This window comes from Flavihumibacter profundi, from assembly GCF_020076305.1.
Classification (GTDB): Bacteria; Bacteroidota; Bacteroidia; order Chitinophagales; family Chitinophagaceae; genus Flavihumibacter; species Flavihumibacter profundi.
The window spans coordinates 175,073-194,623 of sequence record NZ_JAIQXE010000002.1 but is presented as its reverse complement, the minus strand read 5'-3'; the positions used below and the strand labels follow the sequence as shown (position 1 = coordinate 194,623).

At 42.2% G+C, this 19,551-nt stretch carries 15 protein-coding genes; 1 reads left to right on the top strand and 14 read right to left on the bottom strand.

Annotation, left to right across the window (positions count from 1 at the left end; genetic code table 11):
* Position 1: 1 nt before the first annotated feature.
* From LAQ65_RS10585 to LAQ65_RS10550, 8 genes are all read right to left on the bottom strand, one after another.
* Positions 2 to 2,197 carry an ATP-dependent DNA helicase gene (locus LAQ65_RS10585; RefSeq protein ID WP_224116937.1) on the bottom strand — a complete coding sequence of 732 codons (2,196 nt, stop codon included), beginning with the start codon at positions 2,195 to 2,197 and terminating at the stop codon, positions 2 to 4.
* Positions 2,198 to 2,239: 42 nt separating this feature from the next.
* Positions 2,240 to 2,602, bottom strand: a complete 363-nt coding sequence (locus LAQ65_RS10580) for a hypothetical protein (protein ID WP_224116936.1) — start codon at positions 2,600 to 2,602, stop codon at positions 2,240 to 2,242.
* 44 nt (positions 2,603 to 2,646) lie between these two features.
* Positions 2,647 to 3,453, bottom strand: a complete 807-nt coding sequence (locus LAQ65_RS10575; protein WP_224116935.1) for a hypothetical protein — start codon at positions 3,451 to 3,453, stop codon at positions 2,647 to 2,649.
* Between the two features lie 55 nt (positions 3,454 to 3,508).
* The gene (locus LAQ65_RS10570) at positions 3,509 to 3,727 is read right to left on the bottom strand and encodes a hypothetical protein (RefSeq protein ID WP_224116934.1); all 219 of its coding nucleotides are present in this window, start codon (positions 3,725 to 3,727) and stop codon (positions 3,509 to 3,511) included.
* The gene (locus tag LAQ65_RS10565; RefSeq protein WP_224116933.1) at positions 3,724 to 4,755 is read right to left on the bottom strand and encodes a helix-turn-helix transcriptional regulator; all 1,032 of its coding nucleotides are present in this window, start codon (positions 4,753 to 4,755) and stop codon (positions 3,724 to 3,726) included. The genes LAQ65_RS10570 and LAQ65_RS10565 overlap by 4 nt, the downstream gene beginning before the upstream one ends.
* Positions 4,756 to 4,959: 204 nt before the next feature.
* Complete coding sequence (locus LAQ65_RS10560) at positions 4,960 to 6,480, bottom strand: WG repeat-containing protein (RefSeq protein ID WP_224116932.1); 1,521 nt, start codon at positions 6,478 to 6,480, stop codon at positions 4,960 to 4,962.
* A 242-nt stretch (positions 6,481 to 6,722) separates the two neighbouring features.
* Positions 6,723 to 7,340 (bottom strand): XAC2610-related protein, encoded by a 618-nt coding sequence (locus LAQ65_RS10555; RefSeq protein ID WP_224116931.1) that lies wholly within the window; start codon positions 7,338 to 7,340, stop codon positions 6,723 to 6,725.
* A gap of 294 nt (positions 7,341 to 7,634) precedes the next feature.
* On the bottom strand, positions 7,635 to 8,693 hold the full coding sequence (locus LAQ65_RS10550; RefSeq protein WP_224116930.1) for a LamG domain-containing protein: 1,059 nt from the start codon (positions 8,691 to 8,693) through the stop codon (positions 7,635 to 7,637).
* A gap of 149 nt (positions 8,694 to 8,842) precedes the next feature.
* Between LAQ65_RS10550 and LAQ65_RS10545 the strand changes: the two genes are divergently transcribed.
* Positions 8,843 to 10,195, top strand: a complete 1,353-nt coding sequence (locus LAQ65_RS10545; protein WP_224116929.1) for a hypothetical protein — start codon at positions 8,843 to 8,845, stop codon at positions 10,193 to 10,195.
* A gap of 10 nt (positions 10,196 to 10,205) precedes the next feature.
* Here LAQ65_RS10545 and LAQ65_RS10540 read toward each other — a convergent pair whose 3' ends face one another.
* From LAQ65_RS10540 to LAQ65_RS10515, 6 genes are all read right to left on the bottom strand, one after another.
* A complete protein-coding gene (locus tag LAQ65_RS10540; RefSeq protein ID WP_224116928.1) occupies positions 10,206 to 10,850 on the bottom strand; it encodes a vWA domain-containing protein in 645 nt (214 codons plus the stop codon).
* 66 nt (positions 10,851 to 10,916) lie between these two features.
* A complete protein-coding gene (locus LAQ65_RS10535; RefSeq protein ID WP_224116927.1) occupies positions 10,917 to 11,327 on the bottom strand; it encodes a hypothetical protein in 411 nt (136 codons plus the stop codon).
* 56 nt (positions 11,328 to 11,383) lie between these two features.
* Positions 11,384 to 11,902 (bottom strand): nucleotidyl transferase AbiEii/AbiGii toxin family protein, encoded by a 519-nt coding sequence (locus LAQ65_RS10530; RefSeq protein WP_224117732.1) that lies wholly within the window; start codon positions 11,900 to 11,902, stop codon positions 11,384 to 11,386.
* A 29-nt stretch (positions 11,903 to 11,931) separates the two neighbouring features.
* Positions 11,932 to 12,288, bottom strand: coding sequence for a nucleotidyl transferase AbiEii/AbiGii toxin family protein (locus tag LAQ65_RS10525; RefSeq protein WP_224116926.1), 357 nt, complete (start codon positions 12,286 to 12,288; stop codon positions 11,932 to 11,934).
* Positions 12,285 to 13,091 (bottom strand): DUF6088 family protein, encoded by an 807-nt coding sequence (locus tag LAQ65_RS10520; RefSeq protein ID WP_224116925.1) that lies wholly within the window; start codon positions 13,089 to 13,091, stop codon positions 12,285 to 12,287. Before LAQ65_RS10520 ends, LAQ65_RS10525 begins: the two co-directional genes overlap by 4 nt.
* Before the next feature lie 81 nt (positions 13,092 to 13,172).
* Positions 13,173 to 19,385: a papain-like cysteine protease family protein gene (locus LAQ65_RS10515; protein ID WP_224116924.1), complete on the bottom strand. Its 6,213-nt coding sequence runs from the start codon at positions 19,383 to 19,385 to the stop codon at positions 13,173 to 13,175.
* Between the last annotated feature and the right edge of the window lie 166 nt (positions 19,386 to 19,551).

Here is a 19,551-nt window from a genome sequence, read left to right as displayed (position 1 = left end):
ATTAAGATATTGATTTCAGGTCAGTTAAAACTGATTCAATAGTGTCTAAAAGGTCATTGGAATTACAATGTTGAAGATTAGGTTCAGCCTTGGTAAAACAAAATCCACTGTTATAATAAAACTGGATCATTGCTTTCTCCAGACCCCTTTTAAAGGTGTATTTTTCCTGATATGGAAAATGGTTTACAGCTATAATAGAAATGTTTAATGCTGATAACAACTCTTTCATTTCCTGATATAAGTTTTTAAGTTGGGTACTTTCAGGCGGGAATGAATTTTCAAAATCATTGACATCCCCTTCATTTTCAGTTGGGAAGTTTATTGATTCATCTGTAATATGGATATCAACAGGTTCATTAAATAAACTTTCCAGCTCAAGGTATAAGCCATCGTTACCACCCGGACTTATTTGTTTGCCAAACCTGGTAAACTTTTCTTTCCCATTATACCAAAAGGAAACGGATGCTAAAGTTTCATTCCTTTTAAAAAAATAAACCTCCTGGTAATTAAATGGTTTCCGGTCAACAACCTCAATGTCTGTCCTGGATAACCTGGCCAAAATCTCCTTAAACTTTACAACCTGGAATGAAGATGCATTAACAAGGCCAAACTGAATAAGCAATTGGTCGTAATTAGAAGGAAGATAGAAAGTAATTTGCCTTTTCTGACTTTCTTCCAAATGCTTCCTAACGTAGGTCATTTTACCAAATTGGCCCAAATCACCAACGTTAAAAACAAATAGATGATCTGTAGCACGGGTGATAGCAGTATACACCCAACGCAGAAAATCAATACTTGACTTTCCCATATTCAGGTCCAGGTTGACAATGACATTCTTCCATTCCCCGCCCTGCGCCTTATGGCAGGTAACAGCGTAGCCATACTTCACCCTTATGGCATTGAAATAGGGATCCTTTCTTAATGCATCTGAAAACTCTTTTGATTTTGGCTTAAGCTGTGGATGGCGTAATTTAAAATCAAGGTACAGTGCAATATTTTCGGAATAATCTAAAGATGGGTTTGGACTTGATAAAAAATTATCCAAAATCATACAGCCTACCTCTTTGTATCCTTCTTTATCGGGAACATCAATAATAATGCGACGGAAAACATGCGAAACCTCGCATTCTTTACCATCAGCATCGTAAGACATCATACCAGACTTCACTTCAGTAACAGCATTTACCTGCTTAACCTTGACGAACATTCCGTTAAGGATCTCCACGTCATAGTTATAGTTATTCTGGTGAATTATCAGGATATCATCAACCATGACATTTGTCTTACCTGGAAATAACTTATCCCGGATCATAGTATTATAATCAAGGGCACTTTTGTTGCTATGGTTGATGATTACTGCACTTGTTACATCAATTGCAGGGTTTTTTTGGATATAGGTATCAACTACCTTTTCATTGGATAATAGTGTTACATCCTTAAAATTTGTCAAAACCTTATACGGCAGTCTTTGCTTATTATTGATTAGCTCCCTTATACTGAAAGCATTAGCCAGGATACCACTCTCTGCTCCTTGTCTAACCACATGCGTTAATTCATATTCGGAAACTTCAATCTTAAACTTTTCATTAAAATATTCAGCTGACAAGGCTGGGGAAATATTACTCCCAACGGGGGGGAGCTGTGCATTATCACCAATAAAAACCAACTTATCAACTCTTCCCTGGTTATTCAGAGCAATTAACGACATCATATCTGTCAGCAAATGCCCTGAACCAAAAATAAAAAAGTCGTCTTCAGTAAAATTATCCGATACCATGGATGCTTCATCCACCAAGTAAATATTAGCAGTATTTGATTCAATATGCTTAAGGGAATACCTGAACTTATATTTCTTCTTGTTTGCTTTACCAGGTTTTGGAGACTCAAATTCAACTTCATCAACTTCATTCAGGTTATAAATAGCCCTGTGAATAGTTGTTGATTCAAGACCTGTCCGTTCCTGAAGAATTCTGGCAGCCCGGCCGGTTGGGGCCATAAGCAAGACTTGCCTCTTTTGTTCCTTGAAATAATCAGACAGGCATTTCGTAATAAAGGTCTTACCGGTGCCAGCATAGCCTTTTAAAAGGAAACATTTTTCACTTCCTGCAAAAAATGATTCAAGCTGCCGTAAAGCTTCAAGCTGATCGCTGGTAGGGTTGTACTTTGAATTTACGAAGGCAACTAAACTTTCAGGCATAGAGTAAGAATGATTTGTTTTTGATTTTACGCATAGGCACCTTTATTGAATAAAATTTTCCACCCTGCTTATTGCATCGAGCTGGGGCCTGATTACTTCATTTTCATATTTATTAAGCAGCGCACTACGCCTGATCCTCAAGCTTTGCATATCAAGCTTACATTCCTTAAAGGAAATATTATTCCCTTTGAAACAATCATACAGCAGGAAATTATACAGCAGAATATCTTCTGCAATAATGGGTTCGGTTTTGAGTCTTTCAAAATCAAAATACTTTGCCAATAGAATTATTAATTTTTTGTCGGTCCAACGAGAACTGCTGCCTACCTTATCCCGAATGGCCTGCTGATCATTTTCATTCAGGTAATTAAATACTGTGACCAATAGTATCAATCTGATGGGCATTCTTTTATTTGACTTTCTTCTACGCATAGATGATATTCTAAGCTTTACGCTCGCTTTTTTTTGGGTCTAAAACCCGGCTGCCCTAGTTGTTCAATATAATTAGCCACAGTAAGTATGACATCAAGGCTTACGTAGGGCAGTTCCCTATTTTTACTAATATAACTTGACAAATACTCCTCAGATGTAGTTTGAAGATTCATTCTCTTGCAAACCAAATAGGAAATTGATTCCGCTTCGATTTCCTTTGAACTATGATCCAGACTTCGAAATTGCCACCAGCTACCCTTGATTGCCCCTAAATGGCCTGCATAAATATGAGCCAACTCATGAACCAACGTTGAAAATTTTATATTCTGAGTGTATGCGGCATTGACAACAATTTTATAGTTACTCTTTTTATAAACAAATTGGGCATATCCAGCTGAATCCTTATGCATGTTTTCTTCCTGGTAATAAATCTCATCATAAACACAATTCTTTATTGTGCGTTCAAGAACTCCAACTTTTAACTCACCATTTGTATTGAATGGATTTATCAATGCCTCAGGAATAGGTGCCCCTTCTGTATCAGCAATATCATATACAAACTCTATTGGTCCAAAAGGCACAAGAATAAGCATTGGCCTTGCATCATATTTAATTGTCCTTCCAAGTTGTCTCCAGCGTTTATATGATAAAACAATTTCTACACCCCGGTTTTGCATATGAATCAAAAAAGCATTATAAGGTGACAACAAAGGAAACTTTTTGATAAACTTTATTAATTCAAAAAAGTTTTCGCTATTTCGATAGCTAGCACTAGATTTAAACAATTCATCAAGTGCTTTTATTTTTTCCTCAGAGTTTTCCAATTCTTGCTTTTTTGTATTATTATATTAACAGCTTTTGCTTAACTATAATTTCTTCTTATATACCTTCCCAATCCTTATATAATAGCAACCATTTCGCCTGGTAAATCTCATAGCCAGTAATTAACCTACGCGCATTTTTATTATACCCATTAATGAATTTAATTATGTCAAGTATATCCACCACCCTGATTTCACGGATCACACTATTGGGCTCGCCCAGGTTAAGAGCGGTTTCAATTCGGTCATATAGTGTGGTAGCGGGTGATGTATTCATTCGGTAACGGGTAAGGATGATAAATAGGGTTCATAGGCAGCCGCGCCATTCCGGTACAGGGCTGCCATCTGGTTGCAGAGTAATTCGGGCGCTTCCACTTTTACCTGCGGACCGTTGCCCAGTATCAGCGAGCGCAGTTCGTAGTTATTCACCACATCCAGGGTGAAGCGCGCACTGCCATCGGGCAATTGTTCGGTTAGCTGCTGGCTGCTGTGCAGGGGCTTGGTTATAATATAAGGCACTTTGTCGCGGTCCACCAGCAGCGTGATGCGTTCCTGTACGGCTCCCTTTGGCAGGGTAACCCCTACCATATTATTGTAATAGGTATCGGGATCGAAACTTGTGTTCTCCTTGAATTTTGCAGATGAGTTGGCGATCTTGCTGATCCGGTCCAGCGCCAGGGTAGTGATGTCATCCTGGCCATCGGCCTGGCCGATCAGGAACCAGCGGTTTCGGTATTCCTTTAATAAATAAGGATGGAATGTGTAATCGATTACACCCTTGAAAAAAGGCTGGTACCTGATGCGCAGCACTGCTTTTTCCTTTACGGCTGCAAATAGTCCATCCAGCAAATCTGAACCGGCAACTTTAGCGTTCTGTTCAAACTGGATCACAGTATAACGGTCCTGTACATTGGTAGTTATTGTGTTTTCCAGTTTTCGCACGATGGCTTCCAGGTCTTCCATGATAGAATATCCACTCACCTGCCGGATAATATCGATGGCATCTTTCAGTAAGGCCACTTCATCCTGTTTGATCGGCAGGTTTTTGATGGAGAAATTCGGATCGAGGTAACGGTAATGGACCATGCGGCCTTCGGTGACTTTTTCCACCGGGGCATCCAGGTCGTATTGCAGGTATTTAAGGTCGTTGTATAAAGTGCGGATTGAAACCTTCTTGTTGAATTCAGCGATGAGCTTCCCATTCAGGGTTTCCAGCAGGGCCTCCACCGTCCATTTCTTCTGGCGGCGACGCAGGCATTCATCAAGTATATCAATGCGACGAGAGAAATCTTTCGTAGATGGCATGCAGGAATAAGGTTTAGGAGTATGGCATTACAAGTTAACTAAACTTTGCAAACGTTTGCAAATGTTTAAGTTACATATTTATTAATCGAATGTTTTGGTGGTAGTTTTGATATTATTCGCGGTTAAGACTCATCTTCAAAACATTTGTCACTGTTTTTAAAAGTTTCTTTTTGCCACCACAAAATAAAACTTTTGTCATGTAGACTATTTAATTCGATCTCCTTTCTTATTGATTTGAAACTCTTGTTGATATTTAACAACATAAGCACTGCCATTTACAAAATTAGATCCACTTTCATACACAGGCGCAATAGCTATCTGTCCAATAGAATTCAAATAACCATATAATCCTTCCCTTTTGCTTTTATACAAAATTAATCCATCACTAAAATGGCCAATTTCACCAATATCACTTGCCAGTGAACTAGGAATAATACCTTGAATATTTCCATTTTTGTTTATAACATAGCCATTACCTTCAGGAAAAGTTTTGCCCTTTATGTATTCTCGTTTAAAAACAATGGCCTTGCCGTCTGAAAACTGCATTACTTGAGAGTATTTCAATGGAATGATACATTTACCAGTTTTATTATAGAATCCCCAGAGGCCAGTTTTATCTTTTACACCAATTTCAGCTTTCAGAATACCTGTATATACATCATGCCATAATTGTACTTCAGTAAATCTATAACCAAGATCCTTTTTTTGCTTTAAATTCAGAAATGACCAAGCACCATCATTATATCCATAGGGAAATTTAACGAGCGCTATACTATCATTTAATATTTCCATTTTTTCGAATTTGGCATCCAGTAAAAGTTTATATTGCCTATTCAATAAACCATAATTCCCATGATATTTAATTATTACATATTTTATGTCTGGGTCAATTAGGTCACTGGTATTTATTTCATCAAAGGCAGGTTCATAAATAATTTCGCCAGTGGATAAACCAATACCAAACAACTCTCTACCTCCTTCTGTAAATACTTGGAGTAAAAAATAATCAACATCTTTTTGCCTTTCCAAGAATGTAATATTTCCATACTTTTGAGCTAGGATAATGTTACCCAAAGAATCAATAATTCCTTCTCTATTCAAGTTATACAAATCACATCCCCTTGTATAATAATAATATATTCTTTCATTATTTTCATCAAGATTTTTATATTCTGACATATCGCATACATTATCTTTTGAATTCTCGGTTGAATTAATAATATGCTTTACGAGTTTGCCATTGAAATTATATATGAAAAATTCTTTCGGATTTATAATAAAATTATCAATGCTGCAATCAAAATACCCTGCTCCCCCACTTACATTTTTTTCAAACTTCAAATTTGGTTTTACATAACAAATATTTCCGCTTCCAAATATTTTGTAAATAAACATATTTTCATATAATATAACCCCATTGGCATTAATACAAAATGGGTCTTCGATGATTTTAGTTGAACTCACCTCGCCTCTATCTGATACAATGTAAATCGCACCGTAAATATTGTATCCAACTGTGTCTCCATTATCAGGATTAATGATAGTCTTATAATACCTATAAATTTCCTTTTCATCCGATTCAACACCAGGATACCTTTCTTCTAAGTATTTAATAATGTCAAATGAATTTTTCTTGTGGTAATTTTTGTTATTCCCTCTTGCTATATTAGGAGTAATGATTTGAATTACAAGAGTAAATAATAATAAATAATTGATATTCTTCATAATCTGTTATTTAATTATAAATAAGACTAAATAATGTGCATTGTATATTTATTATCTCGCCAAAATAAATATGAAGTGTATGTCGTCAAATGAAATGTGGTTTACAGTAAACCATTAAAATCTGGTATATGTTTAATGCTTAATAACATTTCAAAACATATTTTAATTGGAATGCTAACTAAACAATTCTGAATGATTAAATATTTCGAGAATAGCATGGTAGTAATAAATCATAATTAAGGTTACATTTTTTTATTATACTGTTTAACTAAAATCCATTTCTTCAAATTGGAGTCAAATTTATAATTCTTATGAGAAATTGTATTTGAGTTTAATGGCACAGTCATATCGATTGACTTTTCTTTTAGATTGATTGAAGGAAGAAACATTATTTGATTTGATAAAAAATCATCTTTCGCAAATTTGCCTTCTTTATCTTGTGTGAAGAAAGTATAATTTGCAGGTAAATTCATACCGACGTTATTGATAATAGCTATGTCTTCTAAATTATCAAAATTGAAATCTCTAATTACTAGTGTAGGTTTTATTTCTGAGTCGTGAAGTAATTCTAATCTATAAGATGTTATATAAGATACCGCATTATGGCAATCGGATAATTGGTCTTCATAAACGTAACCAATATCACCAAAATTAATTTTCTGAATTAAGGTATTATCTAATTTTCTTACGACAAGTAATTCTATTGACTCAGTTCTTTCTTGATTGAGATCTATATCCTTTTTCTTAATTAGTTTTAGTTTGTAATTGTATTTATTAGATAAATCTTGAAAATTACATTCTTGTGCATACAAGGAAATAAAACAAATTATCATAGCAATTAAAAAAAATAATTTTTTCATAATAAATTATTTGAAGAATTTAGGATTGAAGTATTTTTTGTGTCGCCCTATTAACTGGAAATTTCTGAAATTGATAATGCCTGGTTAAAAATTTTGAGATTTTTTATTACTGTGGCTCTTCCAAATTGAATTGTTGCATACTTAGTATTTTGTTTACATCTTAAAGTCGAAGATTTCCATATCGATAATTGGAAAAACCACCTCTTACATAATGCGCCTTTTCATCAGCATAATAATCAGAAAGATTATAAGTCGTCAGTTTCTGTTCGTAATGTTCGATACTAACCAAAAAAATTAGTGGCTGGCTAAATATTGAACTTCCTGATCAGTAACGGTCCTGTTATAAATCCTTATTTCATCGATTGTCCCAGTGAAATAATCCAAATAAGTTCCAAGAGTGCTAAACTGATATCCAATAGTTATAGGCCTGGAATTTGCAATCGTATTATATTCAATTGATTTTGACATAATGAGGTTTCCATTGAGATAATAATTAAGTTTCTTATTTGGTAAACTATAAGATACAATGAAATTATACCATGTGTTAGTCGTCACTATTCCGGAATTAGGAGGATTGGTATTGGTATTATATGGATCGTTAGCATAAAAAAATACTACCTGGGAAGTCAAGTTATGGTTAGGATTCAATATTCCATAAGCCCAGCCATCATTTCCAAAATCTCCATCATGCTTCGACAAAAGCATTGACGCATTATAAGTTGTAGCAAGTGCATCTGCCTTAAACCAGGATGAAATTGTAAAACTTGAAGTCAAATTCAATTCACTGCTGGGATTGTATATTTTGATGGTTTTATTTGCACCGAACAGAAAGGCAGAATTTGCTTTTCCAAACCTGTCGGATGTTAGTATAGCTCCTTCAACCGTACCATTATTACCATTACCACTGCTATCACCTGAATTTCCATTAAATGGGAAATATGCCAGTAACCCGATATTAATGGTGCAGGACTGCGATTTCAGGTCGTTCAGCATTACCAGTAATTGCTGGTACTGTTGGTTAAGCACTATTAATTGCTGGTGTAAACTGACCAGGTCGGCATTTACCTGGAACAGGTCCTGGTTTATCTTTTCAATTTTTACCAGTACGGTATCCAGCTTTTTGTTAACGGAATCCAGGGCGACCTGCAGCTTTACCTGTTGCTGCTGGCTTGTTTTCAGGGCATTGGAAATAGAGTCTGTCCGGGTTTGTAATTGCAGGATCAGGATACGGAGGCTGTCATTTTGTTCCTGGATCCGGAGCAGTTCACTACTGTTCCCCGAATCTTTCTGGCAGGCCACCAGTATTCTTAAACAAAAGAACAACCCAATTGATAAGCGAATGCATGTTTTCATAGTAAAAAATTATTTAGCCCTAAAAATATCCGGCCCTCATAAAAACCTTTAACAATCAGTGATCAAATCAGTGAAAAGAATGGTGAAATACACATCACTAACCTGATCACCTACCCGCAAACCGATTTTTTCAGTAATATTATCCCGCTATGCGTTTTGTATTATTGATATTATTAATCCTTGAAGGAACTTACGGCATGGGGCAGGGCAAAGGACCTTTTCCACCCATCATCCGGAAACTTGCTTCCGTGCACGGCCCGGTGAATACGATCAGTTTCACCAATGATCCTTTTATCCATGGACTGCCCTATCCTCATGAAAATACCGGGGCCACTTTTTTGAAAACAAAGGCTGAACTGCTGGCACTGGTTAATGGTACCGGCCGGGTATATGCGCTGGACTCTTTATCAGGCGAATACAACTGGCGGCGGCTGGATTCCACCTATTTTAGCGGGTACAATATCGATTGCCTTACTTTCTATGCCGACAGTACTGTATGGAGTTTTGGCGGGTATGGACTGTGGAACAATAACGGAAACCTGCGGTACTATGCAAAAAACAAATTTGAATGGGAGATCAAACCATTGAACCTGGAGATCCCGCATATTTTTGACAACTCAGATCTATACTGGCTGGATACCGCCAATGCCCGGCTCTACATGCTGGGCACCCGTTTCGTCAACGACGGCCTTAAAGACAATAGCATCCAGGAAAAAGAGATCGGGCACAAAACCTGGTGCCTTGATATCCGGAATGGTAACTGGGAAGCCCTGGGTGAAAGTCCGGATACCGCACTGCGCGTCGTAGCCTACAGTCCCTGGGGAATGCTTGCATTCAGGAATGGTATCCCTACAATTGCTGACTTTGCCCATAACCGGTACCTGGCCGCTAATGCAACAGGAGATAAAAAGTTCAGCGCGTATTCCTCGAGTACAAAGCATAAGAACCTGGCCTTCTTTGTGGATTCCACGCTATATTTCGGCGACTTCGACCAGTATATTGATTCCATGACCATTTCCCGGGCCGATTTCACAGACAGTGGGGTGGCTATTTACACGCCCTTCCTTTCCGGAAATTCGAGGACGCTTTGGTTCCTTGCAGTACTTCCCCTGATGGCTGCAGGGGTACTGGTGTATTACAAACGGAAAAAACCTGTTGTGGCCATGGCTGCTGAAATCGTTGAACAGGATCCACTTGCCCTACTGGATGAACGGGACCGGTCGCTGTTACAGTCCATTTACCATGCCACCCGCAATAACCGGACGAGTGATATTGATACCATCAATTCGATCCTGGGGGTTAGTAACAAATCATCGGAGATCCAGAAACGGCAGCGGAGCGATGCGCTGAATGCCATCAACCATAAAATTGCAAAGGTCCTCCAGACAAATGCCGAAGTGATTATCCGTACCCGGTCGGAGCAGGACGGGCGGACCTATTATTATACGGTGAATCCCGATTTGCTGGAGCCCCTGGGAAGCCTGCTGAACAAGCAGAAATAATCCCTGTTATTTACGGTTTAGATTCATCATCAAAATATTTGTCCCCGGTATTAAAGTCTTTATTATCCAGTTTGGTATAAAACTTTTCCCGCGCGGACCTTTCCTTCACCATCATCGATTTCAGGGAAAGCCCATTGTTTTCATAGCGCGCGTGGTTAACGATATTCATCCGGGCGGCTTCTTTGGCCACATCCTGGTTGGTACCTATATAGGTAAACACCCAGTTTTGGTTTTGCAGCTCTTTGATGATATTAGCGATGGTGGTGGCGGTAAACTCTTTCGATGCATTCTCGGCGCCATCGGTTAGTATGGTCACTAATACGATATAACCGGTTTCGCCTTCCAGCGCATAGCGCAGTTTACCGGTGGCATGGCCAATGGCGTCAAAAAGCGGGGTCATGCTATCGGGCCGGTAGTTGTTTTCATTGAGCTGCATCAGCTCCGATACTTTCTGCAGCGGGATCTGTTCTTTGATGCCGTTGCCGTTGAAGCTGTAGAACTGGATCCACTGCTCGCGCTCCCCGGCTTTGGCTGCATCGGCGGAGATGGACTGGATCAGTTCGTTGAAGGTGCTCATGGTGGCTTGCTGCAGGGAGGCCATGGAGCCGCTTTCGTCGAGGATGATGAGGTTGCAGACTTTTTTTACTAGTGACATGGTGTAAGGGTTAATGGTGAATGGTGAATAGTGAATGGTGAATAGTGAATGGTAAATGGTGAATGGTTAGAAGGGCATGTCGTCGTCGTTGATGAAGATGCGGTGCTGTTTTTGGGGCACGATGTCGTTGTGGCCCATGCTGGCACATTCGAAGAGGTCGGTTACTTTGCCGTCTTTTACTTCAATGATCAGGACCAGGTAATGTGGGGAGCTGTCGCCTACAAAACAACGGCCCTGGAGACCTGGCTTGCCACCATGGCAGGATGGTTCCTTGCAGAAACCGGGGAAGGGCAGCAGCTGGGTGTTGCCGTTTTCCCTGAATTCGGCAAAGGCTTTTGCGAGCTTTTGGAGGAAGACGAGCTTCGGCATGTCCTGGTAGGTAAGGTTGTCATCCAGCAGCAGGTGGAGCATAACGAGGTCCATTTGCTGGAAATGGTGGATGAGCAGGTCAAGTTGGGTTTGCGTACTGGGGGTCATGAATCAAACTTAGGAACCATGATTGCAACCTATTTGCAGAGTACTGTCTTATTTATTTATTGCCCATCTTCATTTTTCTCTTCCTCTATTGGTGATGGCGGGAATTTATCATCAAACCCTACGACATATCCCTTAACTTCTTTCAATACCTTTAAAATATCTTCAGATGAAGGTCGATTTTCTGACCAGATTAAGTCTGCCAAGCCATTTTGATACGCATCAGTAAGACTCCCCCAGGTTGTATCAAGTTCAGTAAATAATGGTGAAGCTGAAATTAATTGCCCTCTCCATTTACCGTTCATGGTGCGGTTTGCTTCATCATCTTTTCTAACATTAGACATAACCTGGTAATACTCTGGCGTTAATATTTTCCCCTTTAATTCCGTTTCTGTATGTAGTTGGTGAATATCATAAAAGTGTCTAATCTTTTCCTGTAATGCAGGTATGCCCTCATAAGAAAGTCTGTTTACAGAAAGCACTTTTTCAAAGTATGTCCTTTCCAAAGACAAAACCTGCACCTCAATTGGCTGTAATTCAAATTCTTCAATCGTCTCCTGATCGGCTGTTTCTGACAGAAATTGTGCAATGTAAGTTTGAATAGTTTTTACATGATGTGGAATAGGGTCGGTTCTAATGCATGCCCGTTTAATGGTTTTAATCCTGTGGTGATGCTATGAGTAATATTCTTTAACAGGGTTTTTAACTGGCTACCATTGTAATCAGCCGGGGAAACAATTGATAAGTCAATATCTTCTGAAAAGCGTTGTATACATCCATATGCCTTAGATAACGATGTCCCGCCCTTGAATACTACTTTATCTGCATATTCAGATTTCGAAAGGTTTTTCAACACATAGCACACCCAGTAATCCTTTTCAATAAAAAGTGGACGCATTTTTAAATGCTGTGCCGCTGCTTCAATTGCGTCTCTGAAAGCACTTGGTGATTCATGTAGTTTCATTCTATGTTCCAATTTGAAAGATTTGGCAAACCCTCTTGTGAAATGCCTATTTTATACTTAGTAACAGGATTTAAAGTTTTCCTTAGTTCTGATACGTTCACTGATGGGCTATTACATTCAAGTATAGCACCTAAAACTGCCCTTGTAGCCGGGTTATATTGCAAACTCAATTTTATTAACCGCTTTAGTTCATCTTCAGAAAGCGTTGAAAGTTTTTGCTTTAATACTGTTACTGATTTATTGACGGTAGTATCAGGTATGTCTTTAATATTTCTTATTACATCTAATAATTGTAAAAGCGGGATGTCTTTCTGAGAAAACCTGATCTGACGTGTAATGAACTTTATCTTGTAGCCATTCACCTGTTTTACGGGCAACCTTCCATTTCTTGCTATAACCAATACATTAGAAACCTGAGTTGTAAGACCCAACTTATTATACAAAGTAATCCCTGTGATGTAACCAATCGTTTGACTTCCTTTTTCTGTAACCATCTTCACTACTTCATTTTCAGAAGGTCGTAATGTGCCAAACCTTGTTTGACGGGGCTTATAGTATTTCCCTTTCTCTACACGAACTATCTCACCAGTTTGCACAAGCCTGCTCAAAGCCTTTACTACTGCTTGTTCATTTACCCTCGTAACGGCAAACCGATTAAAGTCAAATACCTGACCTTCTGGTATGGAGGAAACAATACGTTTAATATTGTTTGTAACTGACATGGTCTTCATCATCTTTTTTTCTAAAGCAAAAGTAAGTAAATTGATTGCATTGTCATGTTTTTTGTGTAAAAATCCTGACAATTTAATAATTTACTTATTGATAATCAACCAGATGTGACCAGTCATTTATGACATTACACAAATTGACCCGACTGCCTATCCCTAAATCTCATAAGCCGTTATCGCATCTTTCACCAGTTTCGCCAGGTCTGTAAAGTCGATCGGGTTCAACTCTTTCAGGTTCTGCCAGCTCACGATATACTGCCTGCCCGCGGCTACGGGATCTTTCAGTATACTGATCTCTGAGAAAACACTTGGACCGGCTGTTCCCAGGGGGCCAACGCCCAGTTTGTTGTGGGTGAACTTGCCGGTTAAAATACCAGGCGGACGGGCCAGCCAGGGCGTATCAACAGTCACACCATTACCGATCACCGCACGGTGCAAAAGGTCGAGCTGTTCGTCGCAGGCAGCAGTGTCTAATAACTTTTTGGAAAAGAGCAGGGCAACCAAAGCGGCCATGCTGCGCGCAGTGCCACCCTGGGCTGTTGTGCCATCATTCACGCAGGGGATCCGCACATAGGGATAGATGGTGCCTTTGGAATAATCACCACCCATCCACAAGCCATTGAGGTTGGTGAGATCCAGGCAGTTGGCCGCAGCCAGCGCGCCATTCAGGTAACCATACCCGATACCCCGCACAGAGGCGCCGGCCTGGTTGTTGTCACTGACGATGATCATGTCTTCCAGCGAGGTCATGTAGCTGGACTTAAATGCAATTTTCAGCTTGCCGGCCACCAGGGTGCTATCAAAACAGGCTGCGTAATTGGGCAAACGATTCGTGTCGGAAATATTGGTTGCAGTTTCCACTTTCTTCACCGCTTTTTTGATCCAGGGATTTACCTGCAACTTCAACTGCTTGATCAATTCGGTCATGGTAGTGATACCGGTTTGGTCAGCAAACCGCTGCACCATATCGCGCAGCGCAAAAGCGCCATACATCACGGATACCTTTGCCTCACTTGCTATATAATCTTCTACCGTCTCTTTAAAGAAAGCTGCTTTAAAAGGTGGTGTGCCGCCGGTAATGTCCGCCAGCGTAAACCGTACCGGGAAGGTACCCGCTGCCAGGCCTTTAGTGGTTTCCAGTGCGTTTACTGCTGCCTGTAAGGCGTTCTGGAATTTTGTATTGGCGGTTAAAGGATCTGCCGGCATGGCCCGGAACAAATCAACCGGTGAAGGGGGCACCACTACGGGTCCCCCGCCTTCACCCCCCTGGGCAGCTTTGAAATGTACGATCTGGATAAAGAGGTCACCCGGATTGTCGGTTACCATCTGCTCATAGGCTTTCAAGAATTTGTCAAATGGCTCGGTCAATTCCGTACCGGTGGCCGGATCAATAAAGATGAAGTTGGTGCCACTACCATCGGCACTACCGGTGCCGGTTATGCTGGTCACTACGCGGGCATGCGGTGAGAACTGCCCGGTTGCTGCAGATGAATCTGTTGTGATCCATAACGGGCCATACTGTTTTAACCAATCAATATATTGCTGCACGGTATAACTGGCCGGCGGTTCGCCTTCCATGCCAAGCGCTTCAATAAAGGCTTCTTTTTCAGCGGAAGGCAGGCCTTCCTTGTTCTGGAATTTGGCCAGGTATTGTGCCCCGGCTTTCTGCAGCACTTCTTCCACCGAAAGTTTTTTACCTTCTTTCCAGCTGACCATCATCGTTGCCACAGTGGCCCAGCAACTCATATTATTGTCTTGCTTAAGCTTAGGCACCGAACCCGATACAGCGGCGAGGGACTGGTCGGAAGGACCTGAAGAGATATCAATGGATTCCGTGTTACCGGTATTCGCATCTGTTTTCTGTGCCTTCACATTCTTGCCCTGGTCAACGGCTTTTACAGCGGCATCAGACAAGGATGGTTTGGCTGCCTTTTCTTTTTCCGCATCGGCCTTGTCCTGCTCGCCGCCATCAATCTGTTTGCGGATATGTTCCTTCACCAGTTTGCTGTAGTCGTCCTGCGAAATGGCGCCATCCTGTTTGGCCGATTTGAGCGTGTCCATGATCTTGTCGGAATTGCTCGTGTTATGTCCCTGCATTTGCATTTCCTTGGCCATCTCCGCAAAGGCTTTTGCGTTTTCCTGGTTGGAGAGATAGGTCTTCAGTACATTCTGCTGGTTGGCATCAAGCCCGGTGATATCGTTGAAGATGCCGGCCTTGCCCAACAACTCGCCCAGGCCTGCAAGTCCGGCCCCTGGTGCCGGCAATGTAGGTGCATTCTGGATATTGACTATCGGCGGCGCGAAATCCTTGAAGGCCGCTTTCCAATCGGTAATAGTAGGAACCGGTGGTGTCAGTGGCGAGATCGGCGTAGGTTCATCGGCTGTGAATTTGGTCCAGTCCTGCGAAGTATTGTCTTTCACTTTTTCACAGGCATCACAGGCCCCTTGTACGGCTTCCAGGAATACGCCACGGGATGGCACACTGATCCGGAAAGGTGGGGCCGGCGTCAGTGGGCGGTAATGGTCAAAGAGGGAGATATCCACCGGTTTGCCTTCCCGGTTGTGTTCAATAATATGGCTCTGGCCAACGCGGTAGCCGGCTGCAACGGGAAATACCATCGAGTTACCTGTAACCGTGATCAGTTCATTTTTCACCACGGATGCAAGGCTGCGATAGGCAACGGGCAAACCAAATTCATCATAGACCTGGATATTAAAACCGTCGAGCAACATATACCGCCGGTCGGCATCCAGTTTGTACCAGAGTGCTTTGTTATAATGTTCGAGATGGCTGTTCAGGTGCTCGGTCAGTTTGTTAACAAGGAAGACGTCTTCTTTTTTGGGATTGCGCTGTTCATCATAGTTCATGGGTGTTGGCAGCGTTACCCCGTCGAGCAGGTCATTCCCCACATAGCTGTTATAGATGCGGCCATTGTAATGGGCAGTTGAATAATTGATATTGAGACTTTCCACGATCAGTTTTACATTCTGGTCGAGCGTTGCCCTATGCGCGGCCGATACGCCTGCACTAAAGAAATATTGCAGTTTGACTTCCGTAATTGCGGCACGGTTAAAACTGCTTTTTGCCTGAAAATTATACCGCAGCAATTGTTCCCTGCTGGTGTAGTCATTCAGCGAGGTAATATCGAGGCCACTGAAGGGGGTCATTACTACAGCGGACTGGTTCACGAATGCTTTTGCCAGTTGCGAAGAGACTTCATTATAAAAGATCCGGTCCCAGTCGGCCACTACATTGTTGGAAAATTTATCGAAGAGGTCCATCGTCGTAATGCCTAACATGGCAGCATAGGCATCCCAGAGTTTTTTATCATCGGGCATGTCGTGGAAAAAATTGATGGTAACAGGAGATCCGTTTACAAAGATTACCTGTTCCTGGAAACTGTGCACCCTTATACATTGGGCAGGGGGTACTGTTTCGAAATTTTCATCCAGGGTCATGAAGAGATCAAAGATCTTGCCCGGCGTAATTACATCGTGTGAAACGGTTTCATATTTCACGGAGGGGCCACCGCCAAAGAGTAAGGATAGTCCGCCCGTAGCAGCCGCAATTGCAGAACTCTTGATATTATCGCGGATGGTGCCGCCTACATCCACACCACCCTGGGTGGTCACCGTTTTGCGTATGATCGGCAGCGATAGTATACGATCGAATTTAGTTTTGGGCCTGGGCAGGGAAATGCGGATGGAGAAGTTTCCGTTCACAGCGGTAATGGCATCATCACAATACCGTGCAGCCGGGAAATCCACATGGGCATAGTTTGTCTTGATTCTTTCGTTGGCATCAAATGCACGCAGGAGCGGATGCTGGCGGATCCAGCTAAAGGGCCGCAGGTAAGTATTAGAAGGAACAGGCAAAAGGGAGACGGCCAGTACATCGGACCATTTGCTGATATTCTCCATGGTGAAATTGGTCATGATCAGTGGAACAAAAACACATTCTTCCACCTGCACCAGTTCCTGGAAGATGGCGAAATGCCGGAGCACTTCGAAATACATCATGGTGAGTGAATGGCAGTGGTTATGGTTGGCAACGACTTCAGTGGTCGCTGCATAGTGCTGCCCTTCCTGGACGGTGGTTACCACAGAGGCATTCAACTGGCGATAGCTGTCGGCATTCTGCATGATTGCCTGGCGAAGTTTTTCCCCAAAAAACTGGGAAGTATTCCTGCTGCTGTTCTGCGAAGCCGAGCTGTTTGAATTCGCATAGCCACCGGCGACGCCAAGTGCACCCGATACCACGCCGAGGTTGGCCGCTACACCCAGGCCCGCACTGATGCCACTGGTTGTAGCCGAGCTTCGGCCCTGCAGGGCTTCACCGAGCGAACCACTCAGCTGATCAGCTAATTCCCTTTCATCCACTATTCCGGCGGCGAGTCTTTCGCCCTGGGAAATATTTTGTGATTCAGCAGCCTGCAGGGAATGGCTGGAATCAAATACGACGATCTGCTTTTTTTGTCCGGGTGCAAGCGGCAATGAGTACAACAGGTTGCCCAGTGAATAGCCATCGGCGCGGAACTCAGATTTGTAATGGAGGATATGGCCGGTGGCAACGGTAACGGATTGGTAAAAAGAGAGATAGTCGAAATCATCGGGGGTATCCTGCCAGCGGATGGGATTGTCGAGGTCAACCGGTTTACGTTTTATTTTTTCGGCACCGCCTTCGAGTTCAAAACCGGAGACCGTTTCCCCCTGCAGAGTAGTGAGGAATTTTTTCTTAAGGGTATAGTTGGCAACATCGGGATCAGAGGTACGCACAATACCGGTATAGTTGTATTCACTGATGGTGCGGTTGGGTGTGGAGAGGTTCACACAAGCGCCGCCAATGTCCTGCGTATATTCATCGGAGTTAATAAGGTCTTCCTGGCTGGGCAGGCGACCCGCCTTTTTGGGCGCATGACAATCGCAGTCATCCTCGCCCTTTGTGGGATCAGGCTCTTCGCAAACAGGATCGGTAACGAGGAGGTAGAGAAAATCGGAAGAGATGGTTTCGTTTTCCTGGTTGGGTATGATGGTTATATTGACCGGATTATTGGGTGTGAGCGACAGGAGTGCCTGTGCGGCAATATAATTGCCATAGGGATAGGCCATGGAGAAATTTCCATTGCCGTCTGCAGTAGTCGCAGCCACTACACGCCAGGGAGATTCAGCATCTGTTTTTGCCTGCACCAGAACGGTCGCATCTTTAAAGGGACATTCTTTGGTAAGTCCCACCAATTTGCCACGAAGTCTTTTTGTTTCTGCAGGTGGTGTGGCCGGATCGGCAGTGAGCACTGCGGGCTGGTATTCGGTCACCACGATTACAAGATCCTGCAGGTCAGGATCGTCGGTGAAAAAGTCTTTACTCCACAATTCAGCACCGTCATATCCTTTAACCTTGATGGTGATGATATTCTGCAGCCCTTCACTCAGCAACCTGCCCTCGTGTGTGAGTAAGAACGCGATTTTGTTGTTAACCGGAACATCCGGGTTCCAGTTCCAGTCGTAATGAATTGAATGGAAAACAGTATTGCCGGCGGCATTGGTAATGCGATAGTCCGCCAGGATATTATAAAAAAAGAGGTCGTTTTTTTTGAGTGGCCGGTCGTCTGCTGTATTTACCTGGAAGTGGCCGCCGATTTCAATTTCATGCAGGGCTTCTATGGAAATCGGGAAATCGAAGAGACTGAAGAAGTACTTTTTCAGGAATTCAACAAAGTTGGGAATATTATCCTGGTGAAAGCGATTAATGATGGCAGTTAGCCGGTCGTTGATCACTTTTTCAGGTAAGAAAGGCCCCTGGGAACCAAGGTCATTTTCTTCCACCAAAATTTTCAGGAAAGCAAGCAGGCTGATATTGGCACGCTGGTTCATGATTTGTTGAAAGGCCGGCAGCACAGTATCGTAAACCTGTTTATTCACCAGGAAAATGCTTTCTGCAAGCGGTGCTTCAGTAAATCCGTCGGTGTTGAGACCCTTTATAAAGTACAGTGCGGAAAAGGGATGGCTATAATTAAATTCCTGCACCCCAAACCGGAGCAGCAGATCAACAGGAAAGGCAAGCGCAGCAACCGACAGCTCACCACCGTGAAAAGCCTGGGCTGTAAAGCGGAGGAAATTAGTTTGGGAATTATCCTTCCCAAGCAACCATGTAGCGGGCAGGTCAACCCTGTAATTCGTATTTTTCAACAGAAAATTTTCCTTTTCAGAAAAGCTGCCTGTTTGTTGTCGTTGGTAAACAGGACCAGCGGCCATACCTGCAATATTGGCGGAATAGGAAAATACAGGTAACCGGAAAACAATTTGAAATTGCGGAAAAGATGAATTATCTGGGTTGCCTTCGTAACCAAAGGATTGCTGGAGGTAGATCATGGCAAATTTTTTAAAGGTGAATACGGCCCGGGCAGGAGTGTTGTATCAAATGTAGGTCCTGACAAAACTTGACCTATCCCGTATTTTTCCCGGGTCAGGAGGGTGAAAAGGGCCGCAAAAAAAATTTCAGGCAGGCGTTTATTGGTTGAGCTTTCTGGTTTCGCGG

Coding starts and splice junctions, on each gene's coding strand:
- LAQ65_RS10540 (WP_224116928.1), bottom strand. CDS start 10,850: ATGTCACTAGTAAAAAAAGTCTGCAACCTCATCATCCTCGACGAAAGC.
- LAQ65_RS10535 (WP_224116927.1), bottom strand. CDS start 11,327: ATGACCCCCAGTACGCAAACCCAACTTGACCTGCTCATCCACCATTTC.
- LAQ65_RS10525 (WP_224116926.1), bottom strand. CDS start 12,288: ATGAAACTACATGAATCACCAAGTGCTTTCAGAGACGCAATTGAAGCA.
- LAQ65_RS10550 (WP_224116930.1), bottom strand. CDS start 8,693: ATGAAAACATGCATTCGCTTATCAATTGGGTTGTTCTTTTGTTTAAGA.
- LAQ65_RS10545 (WP_224116929.1), top strand. CDS start 8,843: ATGCGTTTTGTATTATTGATATTATTAATCCTTGAAGGAACTTACGGC.
- LAQ65_RS10585 (WP_224116937.1), bottom strand. CDS start 2,197: ATGCCTGAAAGTTTAGTTGCCTTCGTAAATTCAAAGTACAACCCTACC.
- LAQ65_RS10555 (WP_224116931.1), bottom strand. CDS start 7,340: ATGAAAAAATTATTTTTTTTAATTGCTATGATAATTTGTTTTATTTCC.
- LAQ65_RS10515 (WP_224116924.1), bottom strand. CDS start 19,385: ATGATCTACCTCCAGCAATCCTTTGGTTACGAAGGCAACCCAGATAAT.
- LAQ65_RS10565 (WP_224116933.1), bottom strand. CDS start 4,755: ATGCCATCTACGAAAGATTTCTCTCGTCGCATTGATATACTTGATGAA.
- LAQ65_RS10580 (WP_224116936.1), bottom strand. CDS start 2,602: ATGCCCATCAGATTGATACTATTGGTCACAGTATTTAATTACCTGAAT.
- LAQ65_RS10570 (WP_224116934.1), bottom strand. CDS start 3,727: ATGAATACATCACCCGCTACCACACTATATGACCGAATTGAAACCGCT.
- LAQ65_RS10560 (WP_224116932.1), bottom strand. CDS start 6,480: ATGAAGAATATCAATTATTTATTATTATTTACTCTTGTAATTCAAATC.